At 61.8% G+C, this 15,028-nt stretch carries 12 protein-coding genes; 7 read left to right on the top strand and 5 right to left on the bottom strand.

Annotated elements, in window-relative coordinates:
- The first annotated feature begins 58 nt into the window (after nt 1-58).
- The 3 genes from AB4O36_RS02110 (at nt 59) to AB4O36_RS02120 (ending at nt 3,788) form a co-directional block, all read left to right on the top strand.
- Nucleotides 59-601 carry a YaeQ family protein gene (locus tag AB4O36_RS02110; RefSeq protein ID WP_460121251.1) on the top strand — a complete coding sequence of 181 codons (543 nt, stop codon included), beginning with the start codon at nt 59-61 and terminating at the stop codon, nt 599-601.
- 58 nt (nt 602-659) lie between these two features.
- Nucleotides 660-2,369: a single-stranded-DNA-specific exonuclease RecJ gene (gene recJ, locus AB4O36_RS02115; protein ID WP_460121253.1), complete on the top strand. Its 1,710-nt coding sequence runs from the start codon at nt 660-662 to the stop codon at nt 2,367-2,369.
- 312 nt (nt 2,370-2,681) lie between these two features.
- Nucleotides 2,682-3,788: an NADH:flavin oxidoreductase/NADH oxidase gene (locus tag AB4O36_RS02120; RefSeq protein ID WP_460121255.1), complete on the top strand. Its 1,107-nt coding sequence runs from the start codon at nt 2,682-2,684 to the stop codon at nt 3,786-3,788.
- 122 nt (nt 3,789-3,910) lie between these two features.
- On the opposite strand, the gene AB4O36_RS02125 is transcribed toward AB4O36_RS02120, so the two are convergent.
- From AB4O36_RS02125 to AB4O36_RS02140, 4 genes are all read right to left on the bottom strand, one after another.
- Nucleotides 3,911-5,032: an OpgC family protein gene (locus AB4O36_RS02125; protein WP_460121257.1), complete on the bottom strand. Its 1,122-nt coding sequence runs from the start codon at nt 5,030-5,032 to the stop codon at nt 3,911-3,913.
- A gap of 178 nt (nt 5,033-5,210) precedes the next feature.
- On the bottom strand, nt 5,211-6,830 hold the full coding sequence (locus AB4O36_RS02130; RefSeq protein WP_460121259.1) for an FMN-binding glutamate synthase family protein: 1,620 nt from the start codon (nt 6,828-6,830) through the stop codon (nt 5,211-5,213).
- A gap of 71 nt (nt 6,831-6,901) precedes the next feature.
- Nucleotides 6,902-9,229 carry a beta-glucosidase BglX gene (gene bglX, locus AB4O36_RS02135; protein WP_460121261.1) on the bottom strand — a complete coding sequence of 776 codons (2,328 nt, stop codon included), beginning with the start codon at nt 9,227-9,229 and terminating at the stop codon, nt 6,902-6,904.
- A gap of 191 nt (nt 9,230-9,420) precedes the next feature.
- Entirely contained in the window at nt 9,421-10,221 is an 801-nt protein-coding gene (locus AB4O36_RS02140) for a helix-turn-helix transcriptional regulator (RefSeq protein WP_460121264.1), read from the bottom strand.
- A 126-nt stretch (nt 10,222-10,347) separates the two neighbouring features.
- Between AB4O36_RS02140 and AB4O36_RS02145 the strand changes: the two genes are divergently transcribed.
- The 4 genes from AB4O36_RS02145 to AB4O36_RS02160 all read left to right on the top strand — a co-directional run bounded on the left by AB4O36_RS02145 (nt 10,348) and on the right by AB4O36_RS02160 (nt 14,026).
- Complete coding sequence (locus AB4O36_RS02145) at nt 10,348-11,169, top strand: carbon-nitrogen hydrolase family protein (protein WP_460140960.1); 822 nt, start codon at nt 10,348-10,350, stop codon at nt 11,167-11,169.
- Between the two features lie 222 nt (nt 11,170-11,391).
- On the top strand, nt 11,392-12,717 hold the full coding sequence (locus AB4O36_RS02150; RefSeq protein ID WP_460140961.1) for an APC family permease: 1,326 nt from the start codon (nt 11,392-11,394) through the stop codon (nt 12,715-12,717).
- Nucleotides 12,718-12,944: 227 nt separating this feature from the next.
- Entirely contained in the window at nt 12,945-13,361 is a 417-nt protein-coding gene (locus tag AB4O36_RS02155) for an NUDIX hydrolase (RefSeq protein WP_460121268.1), read from the top strand.
- Nucleotides 13,362-13,387: 26 nt separating this feature from the next.
- Nucleotides 13,388-14,026, top strand: coding sequence for a LysE family translocator (locus AB4O36_RS02160; protein ID WP_460121270.1), 639 nt, complete (start codon nt 13,388-13,390; stop codon nt 14,024-14,026).
- Between the two features lie 18 nt (nt 14,027-14,044).
- On the opposite strand, the gene metR is transcribed toward AB4O36_RS02160, so the two are convergent.
- Nucleotides 14,045-14,962 carry a transcriptional regulator MetR gene (gene metR, locus AB4O36_RS02165; RefSeq protein WP_460121272.1) on the bottom strand — a complete coding sequence of 306 codons (918 nt, stop codon included), beginning with the start codon at nt 14,960-14,962 and terminating at the stop codon, nt 14,045-14,047.
- Between the last annotated feature and the right edge of the window lie 66 nt (nt 14,963-15,028).

Here is a 15,028-nt window from a genome sequence, read left to right on the forward strand (position 1 = left end):
TGATTGCTCGTCGCATCGGTTAAACTTGCCGCCTTTCCACGTATCAAGAAGCCCGTTCATGGCCCAGCCGTCCACGACCTACAAGTTTGAACTGAACCTTACCGACCTCGACCGCAACATCTACGAGTCGGTAAAGCAGACCATCGCCCGTCACCCGTCGGAAACCGAAGAGCGCATGGCTGTTCGCCTGCTGGCCTACGCCCTTTGGTACAACGAGCAACTGTCGTTTGGCCGTGGTCTGTCTGACGTTGATGAGCCCGCCCTGTGGGAAAAGAGCCTGGACGACCGCGTCCTGCACTGGATCGAAGTCGGCCAGCCGGACGTCGATCGCCTGACCTGGTGCTCGCGCCGTACCGAACGTACCAGCCTGCTGGCCTACGGTAGCCTGCGGGTCTGGGAGGGCAAGGTGATTCCGGCGATCAAGAACCTGAAAAACGTGCACATCGCTGCGGTACCCCAGGACGTGCTGGAAACCCTGGCCCAGGACATGCCGCGCGTCATCAAGTGGGACGTGATGATCAGTGACGGCACGGTTTTCGTGACCGACGACCGCGGCCAGCACGAAGTCCAATTGCAGTGGCTGAGTGGCGAACGCGGCTGATTTTTCAGCGTATCGACCGGTTTTATCCTCCGTATTCAAGAGAAGCACCCGTTACCCCATGCGCATCGAACCTCGCCTGTTGCCTGAAACCCTGCCATTCCTCGGCGATCTGCCGCCATTGCTGACGCGCCTGTACGCGGCGAGGGGCGTGCAGAGCGAGGCTGAACTGGACAAGAGCCTGGCGCGGTTGATTCCGTTTGCGCAGCTCAAGGGGATCGACGCGGCCGTGGATTTGTTGGTGACGGCGCTTGAGCAGCGCCAGCGGATTCTGATCGTCGGTGACTTCGACGCGGACGGCGCCACCGCCAGCACCGTGGGCACGCTGGGCTTGCGCCTGCTGGGTGCGGCACATGTCGACTACTTGGTGCCGAATCGCTTCGAGTACGGCTACGGCCTGACCCCGGAAATCGTCGACGTGGCACTGACCCGCTCGCCACAGCTGCTGATCACGGTGGACAACGGCATCTCCAGCGTCGAAGGCGTGGCGGCGGCGAAGAAGGCGGGTCTCAAGGTACTGGTCACCGATCACCACTTGCCGGGCGATGAGCTGCCGCTCGCCGATGCGATCGTCAACCCGAACCAGCCAGGGTGCAGCTTTGCGAGCAAGGCACTGGCCGGCGTCGGGGTGATTTTCTATGTGCTGATGGCCCTGCGTGCGCGCTTGCGCAGCCTCGGTTGGTACGACAACAAACCACAGCCGAACATCGGTGAGTTGCTTGATCTTGTGGCGCTGGGCAGCGTTGCCGACGTGGTTCCGCTGGACGCCAACAACCGGATTCTGGTGCACCAGGGCCTCGAGCGGATTCGCGCCGGGCGTGCGCGGCCAGGCATCAAGGCGATCCTTGAGGTGGCCAAGCGTGATCACACACGCATCACGTCCACGGACCTGGGCTTTATCGTGGGCCCGCGTCTGAATGCGGCGGGGCGCCTGGACGACATGAGCCTGGGCATCGAGTGCCTGCTCACCGACAGCACCGACCTGGCCCGGGAAATGGCCCTCCAGCTCGACGGCATGAACCAGGACCGCAAATCCATCGAACAGGGCATGCAGCGCGAGGCGATGGCCCAGCTCAAGGACCTGCCGATGGAATCGATGCCCTTCGGCCTCTGCCTGTTCGACCCCGAGTGGCACCAGGGAGTTATCGGCATTCTGGCATCGCGGATGAAAGAGCGTTATTTCCGCCCGACCATCGCCTTTGCCGATGCCGGCGATGGCCTGCTCAAGGGCTCGGGGCGTTCGGTCCAGGGCTTTCACATCCGTGACGCCTTGAGTGTGGTCGCGGCGCAGCATCCCAACCTGATCAGCAAGTACGGCGGTCACGCCATGGCGGCGGGCCTGACGCTGCCGGAAGCGAATTACCCCTTGTTCGCACAGGCCTTCGATGCCGAAGTGCGTCGGCAACTGCGTGAAGAAGACCTGACCGGGCGCCTGTTGTCAGACGGCACCCTCGCGGTCGAGGAGTTTCACCTCGAATTGGCCCGGGCCCTTCGCCACGCCGGCCCATGGGGCCAGCACTTCCCGGAGCCGGTGTTTCACGGGGTGTTTCAGTTGGTGGAGCAGCGCGTCGTCGGCGAGCGGCACCTCAAGGTGGTGCTGAAAAGCGAATGCGGTTCGGTGAAACTGGACGGCATCGCCTTCGGCATCGACCGCGACATCTGGCCGAACCCGACGATCAAATGGGTTGAACTGGCCTACAAGCTGGACCTCAACGAGTTTCGTGGCGTGGAAACCGTGCAGTTGATGATTGCGCACATCGAACCACGTTAGCCCACAGCCTTTCTTCTGTAGGAGCGAGCACGCTCGCGATGTTAGCCCAGACACCGCTGGCATCCAGACAGCCCGCAGTGTCTGGACTACCATCGCGAGCATGCTCGCTCCTACAGGGAAAGGGAGAGGCCAAACCGGCAGGAACCCCGCAATCCTCTCTGATGTCGACTAGGCTCTAAGCACTGCTTGATTGGCCTTGTGACGTCTTGTCGAATCTTTTGCCCGCGGGGGCGGGTGTTGCACCTTGTTCATGTCACTCGTCGACTTGTCAAACAGAACCCTGGAGCCTGACCACTGATTGAGAGGTGCCCCATGAGTCTGCTGCTTGAACCCTATACCCTTCGCCAACTGACCCTGCCCAACCGCATTGCGGTGTCGCCCATGTGCCAGTATTCCAGCGTCGATGGCCTGGCCAATGACTGGCACCTGGTGCACCTTGGCAGCCGCGCCATCGGAGGCGCCGGGCTGATTTTTACCGAAGCCACGGCCATCACGGCCGATGGACGTATCACCGCGCAGGACCTCGGTTTGTGGGATGACCAACAGATCGAACCCTTGCAACGCATCACGCGTTTCATCGCCGCCCAGGGGGCTGTGGCGGGCATTCAACTGGCCCACGCCGGGCGCAAGGCCAGCACCCACCGGCCGTGGATTGGTAAACACGGAAGCGTCAAACCCGAAGACGGTGGCTGGACACCTGTCGGCCCTTCGCCGATCGCCTTCGACCCGCAACACACCCAACCCAAGCAGCTGGATGAAGGCGAGATCGCCGAGGTGATCCAGGCATTCGTGGCTTCGGCCAAGCGCGCGCTGACCGCCGGATTCAAAGTGGTGGAAGTTCACGCCGCCCACGGCTATCTGCTGCATCAGTTTCTGTCACCGCTGAGCAATCAGCGGCGCGACCAATATGGCGGTTCGTTCGAAAATCGCATCCGCCTGGTATTGCAGGTCACCGAAGCGGTGCGCGCGGTGTGGCCTGAAGAGTTGCCGGTGTTTGTACGGGTATCGGCCACCGATTGGGTGGAGGACGGTTGGAACCCGGATGAAACTGTCGAGTTGGCGCGACGCCTGAAGGACCTGGGTGTGGACCTGATCGACGTGTCCTCCGGGGGGACGGCGGCCAACGCCGAGATTCCCACCGGCCCCGGTTACCAGACCCGTTTTGCCGAGCGCGTGCGCAAGGAGTCCGGCATGGCCACCGGCACAGTGGGCATGATCACTGAACCGGCGCAGGCCGAGCACATCCTGCGTACCTGCCAGGCCGACATCATCTTCCTCGCCCGGGAGCTGCTGCGTGATCCGTACTGGCCGTTGCACGCCGATGACGATCTGGGTGGGCGCAAGGCCACTTGGCCAGCGCAGTACCAGCGCGCGACCCACCGTGATCAGCCGATTCATGAGTCGGATTTGCGCGATTGATTCAATAGGTATGCGGTTACCCATGTGGGAGCGGGCTTGCTCGCGATAGCGGTGAATCAAGCGCCATTGATGTCGACTGACACTGCGCTATCGCGAGCATGCTCGCTCCTACAGGGGGATGTTCAGGCAGGTACGGCGTGAGCTCGATTCAGTTGTTTGTTGAACTCCAGCCACGCTGCCAGCAGCGCCATCAACCCGGCGCCCACCAGTGCGGTGAAGATCTGCATGGCGAAGGCATCGTTGGTCATGGCGTTGATCATGTCGGCCAGTGGTGCCAGCAGTACGCCGAGGCAGAAAATTTCCAGGGAGTAACGCCCCATGCGACAGGACTGTTGCGCCCACCAGTTTTGTGTCCAGCCGGTGTCCGGCAGCAGCTTCGCCGTGACATACGCCATCGCCAGGAAATGCAGCAGGCGCACGGGCGACAGGTCGGTCTTGCTGATCGGGTAGAGCACATCACTCAACCACGCGGGCATCACGGCGTCGTGAATGTCCGGCCAGCGCCAGGAGAGGGTGATCACGCCGGTGATGACCACATACAACGCGGCACTGACAAACAAAGGCTGGTGAACCAAGGGTCGGTGATCGGCTACGCGTGCTCGCTGGCCAAGGCTCGCGGCGGCGCCGCCCAGGACAAACAGCAGTTGCCAGACCACCGGGTTGAAGTACCAGACACCGTCCTTGATGGCCGCCAGATTCCAGCCGAACCACGGCGCCAGCAGATACACCGTCAGCGAAATCGCCACCGCCATCCACGCCCTGTGTACCAGCAGTGGCAGCGCCAGCGGCAAACCGGCCAGCAGCACGATGTACAGCGGCAATGGGTCCATCAGGTTGGGTTTGAAACGCAGCAGCAGTTCGTCCGTCAGTGCCTGTTGCGGGTCGGTGATGAAATGGTGCATGCCCATTTCTTCCACCAGGTCGCGGGTTTCCACATGGCTGTTGGCGAAAAACACGATGCCCATCAGCATCGCCAGCAAGAAAATATGCACCACATAGAGCACCCAGGCGCGGCGCAGGATCTTCAGGCAGGCGAACAGGTAGCCATCGCGCTTGAGGATTTTCCCGTAGGCCAGGACGGCGGCATAACCGGCGAGAAACACGAATATCTCGGCGGCATCGCTGAAACCGAAGTTGCGTGGGGTAATTTGACCGAGCGGGTTATGCGGCACGTGATCCCAGAAGATGAAGATCAGGGCCAGGCCTCGGAAAAAGTCGATTCGGTGATCGCGTTCGGACGTCATGACAGCGGTCTCGGGAACGGGTATTGAGATAAGGAGTGGCCGGCGGCATCAAAGGTTGCGCGCCGCACATCGGCGGCGCGCAGGGTGGACTTATTTGCTGACAATTGCAAAATCCCCGGTATTACTGGATGTCTCAAACCTCCCCGTGTGTTTGACCGGCCAAGCTGTTCTCCGATGTTTACGCCGCGACGACATCATTGGGCTCAAAACTGTCTGCGCGTGCCATCTGCCACATGCGCGAATAGAACTCGCCGTTGACTTCCCCGGTGAGCAATTCACCCGGCTTCAAAAACACATGCAACTGAGAGAACAGCTTGATTTCGGTGGCCGACATGCGACGCACCAGGTGTTTGGCTGACAACTGCGATGGATGTTCGAGGCCGGCGGCGGCGAGCATTTCCGCCAGACCCTTGAGGGTGTTGCGGTGGAAGTTGTAGACGCGCTGAGCCTTGTCCGGCACGACCAGGGCGCGCTGGCGCAGGGTGTCCTGGGTGGCGACACCGGTCGGGCATTTGTTGGTGTGGCAGCTTTGCGACTGGATGCAACCGATGGCAAACATGAAGCCACGCGCCGAGTTGGCCCAGTCGGCACCGATGGCCAGGACGCTGGCGATGTCGAACGCGCTGACGATCTTGCCGCTGGCGCCCAGCTTGATCTTGTCCCGCAGGTTCAGGCCCACCAGGGTGTTGTGCACGAACAGCAGGCCCTCGCGCATCGGCACGCCGATGTGATCGGTGAACTCCACCGGCGCGGCGCCGGTGCCGCCTTCCTTGCCGTCAATGACAATGAAGTCCGGCAGGATGCCGGTTTCCAGCATCGCCTTGGCGATGCCCATGAATTCCCAGGGGTGGCCCAGGCAAAGCTTGAAGCCCACCGGTTTGCCGCCCGACAGTTCACGCAGTTGCTGGATGAACTGCATCAGTTCGATCGGTGTGGAAAACGCGCTGTGCCGTGAGGGCGAGATGCAATCCTCGCCCATCAGGATGCCGCGGGTCTCGGCGATTTCCCGGGTGACCTTGTGTTTGGGCAGAATCCCGCCGTGGCCGGGTTTGGCGCCTTGAGACATCTTGATTTCGATCATCCGCACTTGCGGTGTTTGCGCCTGGGCGGCGAAGCGTTCCGGATCGAAGCGCCCCTCAGGCGTTCGGCAACCAAAATAACCACTGCCCAGCTCCCAGGTCAGGTCGCCGCCGTTTTCCCGGTGATAGGCGCTGATGCTGCCTTCGCCAGTATCGTGGGCGAAGTTACCCAGCTTGGCGCCCTGGTTCAGCGCACGAATGGCGTTGGCGCTGAGCGAGCCGAAGCTCATGGCCGAGATGTTGAACACCGACGCGGAATACGGCTGCGTGCATTGCGGGCCACCGACCGTAACGCGAAAACTGCTCGGGTCGCTCAATGGCGCCGGGCGCATCGAGTGGCCGATGAATTCGAAGCCGGATTGATACACATCGATCAGGGTGCCGAAGGGTTTGTCGGCGGTTTCATTTTTCGCGCGCGAGTACACCAGTGAGCGTTGCGCTCGGGAGAAGGGCAGGGCATCGCTATCGGACTCCAGCAGGTACTGGCGGATTTCCGGGCGAATGCCCTCTACCAGATAACGGATGTTACCCAGGACCGGGTAATTGCGCCGCACCGCGTGCGGGCTTTGCAGCAGGTCGAACAGGCCGATCAAGCTCAGCACCAACGTCACGGCGGTGAACGGCCAGAGCCAGTCATGCTCGAGGAAGGGCAGGCTGGCGAGGGTGAAGATCACGCACGCGGCGAAGAAGGCATAACGGCTCAGGAGTGACAGGCTCATACGGTTTCCCTGGGTTCGGACGGGCAGCCTGCATTTTGCGCCCGTCGGTAAACCGTGAACAAGGCAAGATCTCAGTTCTCGCCAGACGCGAGCCTTTTGTTCATCGGCAGAAACGGCAGGGGCAGGCGCGGTATCGCTGAACCCAGACCCTGCAACTGCGAGCCCCTGATGACCTGGAAGCTTGCCTGGTTAAGGGTGGTGGAACTGCCTCCGACAAAAACCGTGAACGTTCCGGGCTCCACGACTCGTACAAAGTCCTGATTGAGCAGGGCAAAGTCGTCCTGATCCAACCTGAACCGAACCTTGCCCGCTTCGCCAGGCAGGAGCCTGACCCGCGTGAAACCGCGCAGGCTGCGCACGGGGCGAGTCACGCTGGCCACGTCGTCGCGCAAGTACAACTGCACAACTTCCTCACCCTCACGTTCGCCGGTGTTATGCATTGTGACTTCCACCGTCAGGGCCTCATCGGGCGAGAGCACGGTTTTATCGAGCTGCGGTGGATCGTAGGCGAAGGTTGTGTAGCTCAAACCATGGCCGAATGGATAAAGCGGCGTCCAGGGATGATCGATGTACTTGGAGGTATAAATCAAATGCTGCCGAGGGGCTCGCCCGGTACTTTTGTGCCCGTAGTAAATGGGCACCTGACCCACCGACCGGGGAAACGTGATAGGCAGCTTGCCGCTTGGATTGACGTCGCCAAACAGGATGTCGGCCACGCCGTTGCCCATTTCCGAGCCCAGGAACCAGGCCTCGAGGATGGCCGGGACTTGCGCGTCCAGGCGGGAGACTGTCAGAGGACGGCCATTCATGAGAATGACGACCAGGGGTTTGCGCGTTTCAACCAGACGTTCCAGGAGGGCTTCTTGAGCGGCGTTCAGCCCAAGGAATGCGCGACTGTTCGCTTCGCCGCTCATGGACGAACTTTCGCCAAGCACGGCGATCACGACGTCCGCACCCAGGGCGGCGATCATCGCCTTGTCGATGCCCGAACGTTCATCGCTGTGAGGGGAGGCCCCGGCGACGTAAACCAGCTGGCTGGCGGGGGAAATTGCGCGTTTGATTCCTTCAAGCACGCTGACCGTCTCATCGAGGCGGGCAATACCTGGGTAGGGGCCCAACGCGCCAGTCGAATCATCAGCCAGCGCCCCCACGACCACCAGCCGGCGAATATTTTTGTTCAGGGGTAATAGCTGATTTTCGTTTTTCAGCAACACAATGGATTTCTGCGCGGCTTCGCGCGCCAGTGCGCGATGCTCAACGCTGGCAGGCGCTCGTTCGCGGGCTGGGTCGATGTAGCGATAAGGGTCATCGAACAGTCCCAGTTTGTCTTTGGCCAGAAGCACCCGGCGCACTGCATCGTCCAACGCGCGCTGGGACACCTGGCCGCTCTTGACCAGCGTCGGCAGGCTCCTGGAGTAGATGCCACTGGCCAGGTCCACGTCCACCGTCGCGTTCATGGCCTGTTGGACCGCCGTCGCGGGCAGATCCGCAGTGCCATGGTCCATCAGTTCCTCCACGCCGTCGTAGTCGCTGATGACTATTCCGGTGAAACCCCATTGGCACCGAAGCGTCTCCTTGAGCAGCGATTGACTGGCGTGCATCGGTGTACCGGCAATCTCGTTGAGCCCCGGCATGATCGCATCGACGCCGGATGCCACGGCGGCCCGAAAGGGCGGCAGGTAGGTTTCGTGCAGAGTGCGTTGCGAGAGATCGGCGGTGTTGTAATCGCGCCCTCCCTCGGCAGCGCCATAGGCGACAAAATGCTTGGCCGTGGCGAGCATCATCTGCGAACGCTGTTCATGGGGGTGTGTTGGAACGGGGCCATTGCCAACGGCTCCGTGCAAGCCACGGATGCGGGCCGCTGCCAGCGCCGAAGCGAGAAAGGGGTCTTCGCCCGCACCTTCGGTGACCCGTCCCCAGCGTGGGTCCCGCGCAATATCGACCATGGGGGCCAGGGTCCAGCGTACGCCACTGGCGGTGGCTTCCACGGCGGTGGCTCGGGTTGTGCGTTGCGCCAGTTGGACGTCCCAGCTCGCGGCTTCGGCGAGTGGCGTGGGGAAAACAGTGCGAAAGCCATGCATTACATCGTAGGAAAACAGCAGCGGAATATGCAGGCGCGATTCCTTCATGACCTTTTCTTGCAGTCGTCGCGTGGCATCAGCGCCGTAGAACCCGATGACCGAGCCCGTTTCCGGGGGCACATAGCCTTCTTCACCCTCTATGTTCTCCCGGGAGTCGGCCCGGTTGTAGCGGACGAGTTGGGAGAGTTGGCCCAGTTTCTCTTCAAGGGTCATGCGCATGAGCAGGTTGTCGACCCGATCATTGCTGACAGTTTCACTGGCGGCTGGAAGGGCCTCTGCCGCCAGCCCGAAGACCGTCGCCACTGCGGTGCCAACCATGAGTCGGCGAGCCTTGATTGGCCATGGATTTAACCGCGCTGGATTGACAGTCGGCATTGCTGCTGCGCCCTCGGCCCATGAGCCGATTCAATCACTTGAGGTGAGTGTTCATGAGTGGGCGGGCGGTTGCTACTGTCATAAATAACAGGTTTTTGTGGTTTTCGATCAACGGTCGCCGGGCACCGGGAGCGTCAGGCGCTTTGGGCCTGCAGGAAAATCGAGAACAGCTCGGACTGCGATTTGATCCCCAGTTTGCTGTACATGTGTTTCTTGTGGACCTTTACAGTTTCGATGGAGATTTCCAGCTTGCGGGCAATCTCTTTGCTGGAGCAGCCGCTGAGCATCAGGCGCCCGACGTCGAGCTCCCTGGCGGTCAGTTGCGCGCCCTTGATTTGCTGCACGGAGGCTTCGAGCTGCACGCGCCAGTCACCTCGCATCGGCGCGGGTGCAAGGGCCACCACCTCGTTGATTTCATAGGGCAGTCGCTGGCGCAACAGGCCGAGCACCCACGGCTGGATCAACGATAGCAGGGCGATCTGTTGGGCGTTGAAGGGCTGTTTGCTGCCCAGTGAAAGGCACAGCGTGCGCTCGCCTTCGAGCTGGCAATTAAACTGGATTTCGTCGGCCACGACATTCACGCGAAAGTATCGTTGGTAGTACTCGGTGAGTTCGAAGTGCTCCGGCGCCACCTCCGACAGACGGTAAAGACCGGTACGGGATTGCTCGCGACAGGCGATGTAGAACGGGTCCAGCAGGTACAGCCCGCGCAAGTAGTCCTGGAACAATTGATCCGGGCCACCATCAACGCCCGGGCATTCGGCAAACACCTGCGGGTGCTGGTCGGCGCTGAACAGCAGCGCCACCCAGCTGTCGCAAGGCACGTACTGATCGAGCAGGCGCACCAGTTGCGTCCAGAAGTTGGGCTTGTCCAGGGCGTCGATCAGTTGTCCCACCGAGCGGTGCCAGGCGATGTCGTCCAGCGAGAGTGTCATGGCTGTACCCCTATGGTGTTACCCCGGCCGCGTGATTCCCTGACCGATTACTTGCTGCGCATACTGGCGCACAGACACAGGCCGGGCAATCTTTCTGCTGCCCGGCCACCAGAACAAGGAATACCGATGAAGGTCGAACTCGCCCAATTGGCTGGCCGTGACAACGACACGGCTTACAACCTCGAACGTGCATTGGCCGCGATTGCCGCCTGCGCCGCCGATACGCAATTGATCATGTTCCCGGAAAGCCACCTGATGGGCTTCCCGTCGGCCGACACCGTGGCCAGCGTCGCCGAGCCGCTGGACGGCCCGACCGTCAGCGCCATTGTCGCCGCCGCCCGTGAGCGCCACATCGCCGTGGTGATCGGTACGGCCGAGCACGACAACGGTCGTTTCTTCAACACCACCTTGCTGATCACGCCTGAAGGCATCGCGCTCAAATACCGCAAGACCCACCTGTGGGCCTCGGATCGTGGTGTGTACGAGGCGGGCGACCGCTACGCCACCTGCCTGTGGAACGGCGTGCGAGTCGGGCTGCTGATCTGCTACGACATCGAGTTCCCGGAAAGCGCCCGCGCCCTGGCGCAACTGGGCGCCGAACTGCTGATCGTCACCAACGGCAACATGGACCCTTACGGCCCGACGCATCGCACCGCGATCATGGCCCGAGCTCAGGAAAACCAGGCGTTCGCCGTCATGGTCAACCGGGTGGAAGAGGGCGATGGCGGCTTGCTGTTTGCCGGCGGCAGTGCACTGGTCGATCCACTGGGCACGCTGTTGTTCGAGGCCGGTCGGGATGAGGGGCAGTTCGCGGTGGAACTGGACCTGAATCAGCTGACGACGGCGCGCCAGGACTATCGCTACCTCGATGACCAGCGGCTGAAGTTGCCGGGGGAGTTGGTAGAACATGCTGATGGATTGCGGGAGTTGATGATTCCCAAGGGCTGATCCGGATTTTGGGGCGTTCGGGTCGGCCCTATCGCGGGCAAGCCCGCTCCCACAGACTCTGTGAACGCCAAAGATCCCTGTGGGAGCGGGCTTGCCCGCGATGAGGCCCGTACAGCCAACACAACTGTTTGACCCTTCATCCAATAACAACAACGCAACACCAAAAATACCTACGCCGAACTCGGTTCTGCCATAAATCTAATAATCGCGGAGTAGTCGCTCATGGCTCGTTTGCAACGCACCCTTTCTCTGGGGTCGGTGGTGCTGTTTGGCATCGCCTACATGACGCCGATCATCGTGCTCGGCACGTTCGGCATCCTCGCTCAATCCACCCAAGGCATGGTGCCGGCGGCGTACCTGGCGGCACTGGTGGCGATGTTCTTCACCGCCATGAGTTATGGGCGCATGGCCTCGGCATTTCCCGTGGCCGGCTCGGCCTACAGCTACGTGCGCAAGGCCATCAGCCCCAAGCTCGGCTTCATTGCCGGTTGGGCGGTGTTGCTCGATTACCTGTTTTTGCCAATGGCCATCTGGCTGATCGGTGCGGCGTACCTGTACTCCGCGTTCCCGGCGGTGCCGCAATGGATCTGGGTGCTGGCATTCATCGGCATCACCAGTGCGATCAACATCGTCGGCCTGAAACTGGCCAACGGCGTCAACGCCCTGCTGATGCTGGTGCAGTTCCTGGTGCTGATTGCCTTCGTCGCGCTGTGCGTGCATTACGTGGCGGGCGATGCAAGCACGCCGCTGTGGTCGGTGAAACCGTTCTTCAATGGCGACATGCAGATGCCGCTGATCATGAGCGGTGCGGCGATCGCCTGTTACTCGTTCCTGGGGTTCGACGCGGTCAGCACCCTGACGGAAGAAACCCGCGACCCGCGCCGCACCATCCCAAGGGCGATCATGTTGATCACCCTGATCGGCGGCCTGATCTTCGTCGGCGTGTCCTACTTCGTGCAGATCGCGCACCCTTCGTTCCAGTTCGACAGCGTCGACTCGGCGGCCTATGAAATTGCCCGCAACATCGGCGGCGACCTGTTCGTCTCGATCTTCCTGATCGGCCTGATCGTCGGCCAGTTCGCCTCGGGGCTGTCGGCCCAGGCCAGCGGCTCGCGCCTGTTGTTCGCCATGGGCCGCGACGGCGTGCTCCCCAAATCCTTCTTCGGCACCCTGCACGAACGCTTCGGCACGCCGATCAACAGCATCCTGCTGTGCGCCGTGGTCGCGTTGCTGGCGCTGAAGCTTGACGTCACCACCTCGACCTCGTTCATCAACTTCGGCGCGTTCCTGGCCTTCAGCCTGGTCAACTTGTCGGTGATCTTTCATTACTGGATCGGCGGCGAGACAAAAGGCCTGCGCGAGTTCGTCCTGTTTGTGCTCTTCCCCTTCATCGGCCTGGCGGCGGACCTGTGGCTGATGGTCAGTCTCGATCACTTGGCGATCTACCTGGGGTTGAGCTGGCTGGCGGTTGGCGTGGTCTACCTGGCCGTGTTGACCGGCGGTTTCCGTCGCCAGCCACCGGAGATGGATTTTCAGGAAGCTGCGTAACCGCTCCCCCGATTCAACCCTGTTCCCTGTAGGAGCGAGCATGTCGAGGCGTCGAACCGTCGCGATGGTCGTCAACGATCACGCTGGCTGTCTGAGTGCCCGCGGCGTCCCTGAGTCCATCGCGACGGTTCGACGCCTCGACATGCTCGCTCCTACAGGGGCGTGGGCAGGATGACGATGCGGTGGACTCATGCGATGCTTGCGGCTTTTCCAAGGTCGCACTCCCCATGACTCTCTCCGCGCGCACTATCCGCATTGCCGCCGCCCTGTTGATCGGTCCCGACGGTCGCACCCTCCTTGTGCGCAAGCGCGGTACTCTGGCGTTCATGCAACCGGGCGGCAAGATCGAGGCCCATGAACAACCGGTACAGGCCCTGGCCCGTGAGCTGGAAGAAGAACTGGGCTTGATCGTCGATCCGGCGCAGGCCGCTTTCCTGGGACAGTTCTCGGCGCCTGCGGCCAACGAGCCGGGATTTGTCGTGCAGGCTGAGCTCTTTCAACTGTCGATTGACGCCGACGTGACACCCGCAGCGGAAATCGAAGAGGTGTGCTGGATCGACCCGGCCACCGAGAGTGGCCTGACATTGGCGCCATTGACACGCGACTGGATCCTGCCGTTTTATCGAGCCTCACTGATCGCCTGATCACTCACGGACCAAGGACCGTTCCCATGATCCCGCTTCACGATTTGCTGATCTTCGCCGCTGCCGCGCTGCTGATGGTGCTGACGCCGGGGCCGAACATGATCTACCTGATCTCACGGTCGATCTGCCAGGGTCGCAAGGCTGGGGTCACGTCCCTGCTCGGTGTGGTGGCCGGGTTTTTCGTGCACCTGTTCGCTGCCGCAGCGGGTTTGACGGCGGTCTTTCTCGCCGTGCCGATGGCCTATGAAGTGTTGAAGTGGGCCGGTGCGCTCTACCTGTTGTGGCTGGCATGGCAGGCCGTCAAGCCGGGCGCGCGCTCGCCGTTCGAGGCGCAGCAGTTGCCGCCCGACTCTGCGCGCAAGCTGATCAGCATGGGGTTTCTGACCAGTGCGCTGAACCCGAAGATCGCGGTGTTCTACCTGTCGGTGTTCCCGCAGTTCATCTCGCCAGAGCATGGCTCGGTGTTCACCCAGAGCATCCTGCTGGGCCTGACCCAGATCGGCGTCAGTTTCAGCGTCAACCTGTTGATCGCGTTGTTCGCCGCGGGCATCGCGTCCTGGTTCGTCAATAACCCGACCTGGCTATCGGTGCAGCGTTACTTCATGGGGTTCGTGCTGTCCGGGCTGGCGGTGCGGTTGATGCTGGAGCAGCGCAAGGCCGCGTGATCAACAGCGTTCACGCGGTCATTTGACGGCACTGACACCGTCCAGGGTCGAGAACGAAGTGTCCTTGGCTGTCAGCAGGAAATCGCGCATGTACGGCGCATCCAGCATGTCAGTGCGCACCGCCGCGTACAACGTGGCAAACAATCCCTTCTCGCCCAGGCGCTTGGCCTTGACGTAGCCTCGCGCACTGTATTCATGCAGCGCCCAGTGCGGCATGCCGCACACGCCACGGCCGCTGGCGACCAATTGCATCATCATCACCGTCAGTTCCGAGGTGCGCACCTGCGCCGGCTCGATGTCGGCCGGTTCCAGGAAGCGGGTGAAGATGTCCAGCCGATCACGCTCCACCGGGTAGGTGATCAGGGTTTCCGTGAGCAGGTCTTCAGGGACGATGTACCCCTTGCTCGCCAGGCGATGCTGGTTGGCGACCGCCAGCATGGCTTCATAAGTGAACAGCGGCACATAGGTAATGCCGGCGATCTCCAGCGGATCGGACGTGACCACCAGGTCCAGGTCGCCACGGGCGAGGGCGGGCAGGGGGGCAAAAGAGAAGCCCGATGCCAGGTCCAGTTCGACTTCTGGCCAGGCGTCGCGGAACTGGTCGATGGTTGGCATCAGCCACTGAAAGCAGCTGTGGCATTCGATCGCCATGTGCAGACGTCCTGCGGTGCCACCGGCCAGCCGCGCGATGTCGCGCTCGGCGCCGCGCAGCAACGGCAGGGTCGCGTCAGCCAGTTGCAGCAGGCGCAACCCGGCGCTGGTGAACCGCACGGGTTTGGTCTTGCGCACGAACAGGGGCATGCCCAGGCGTTCTTCCAGTTCCTTGAACTGATGGGACAGCGCCGATTGCGTCAGGTGCAGGCGGTCAGCCGCATCGACCAGGCTGTCGGCTTCGCGTAGGGCGTGCAAGGTTTTCAGGTGACGGATTTCAAGCACCGGGGGCTCCATGAACAAAACTTGATGTCAGTGCGGACATGTTGAGTTTGTCTCATGTTGGGTGGG

Source organism: Pseudomonas sp. S2_E01, assembly GCF_054668365.1.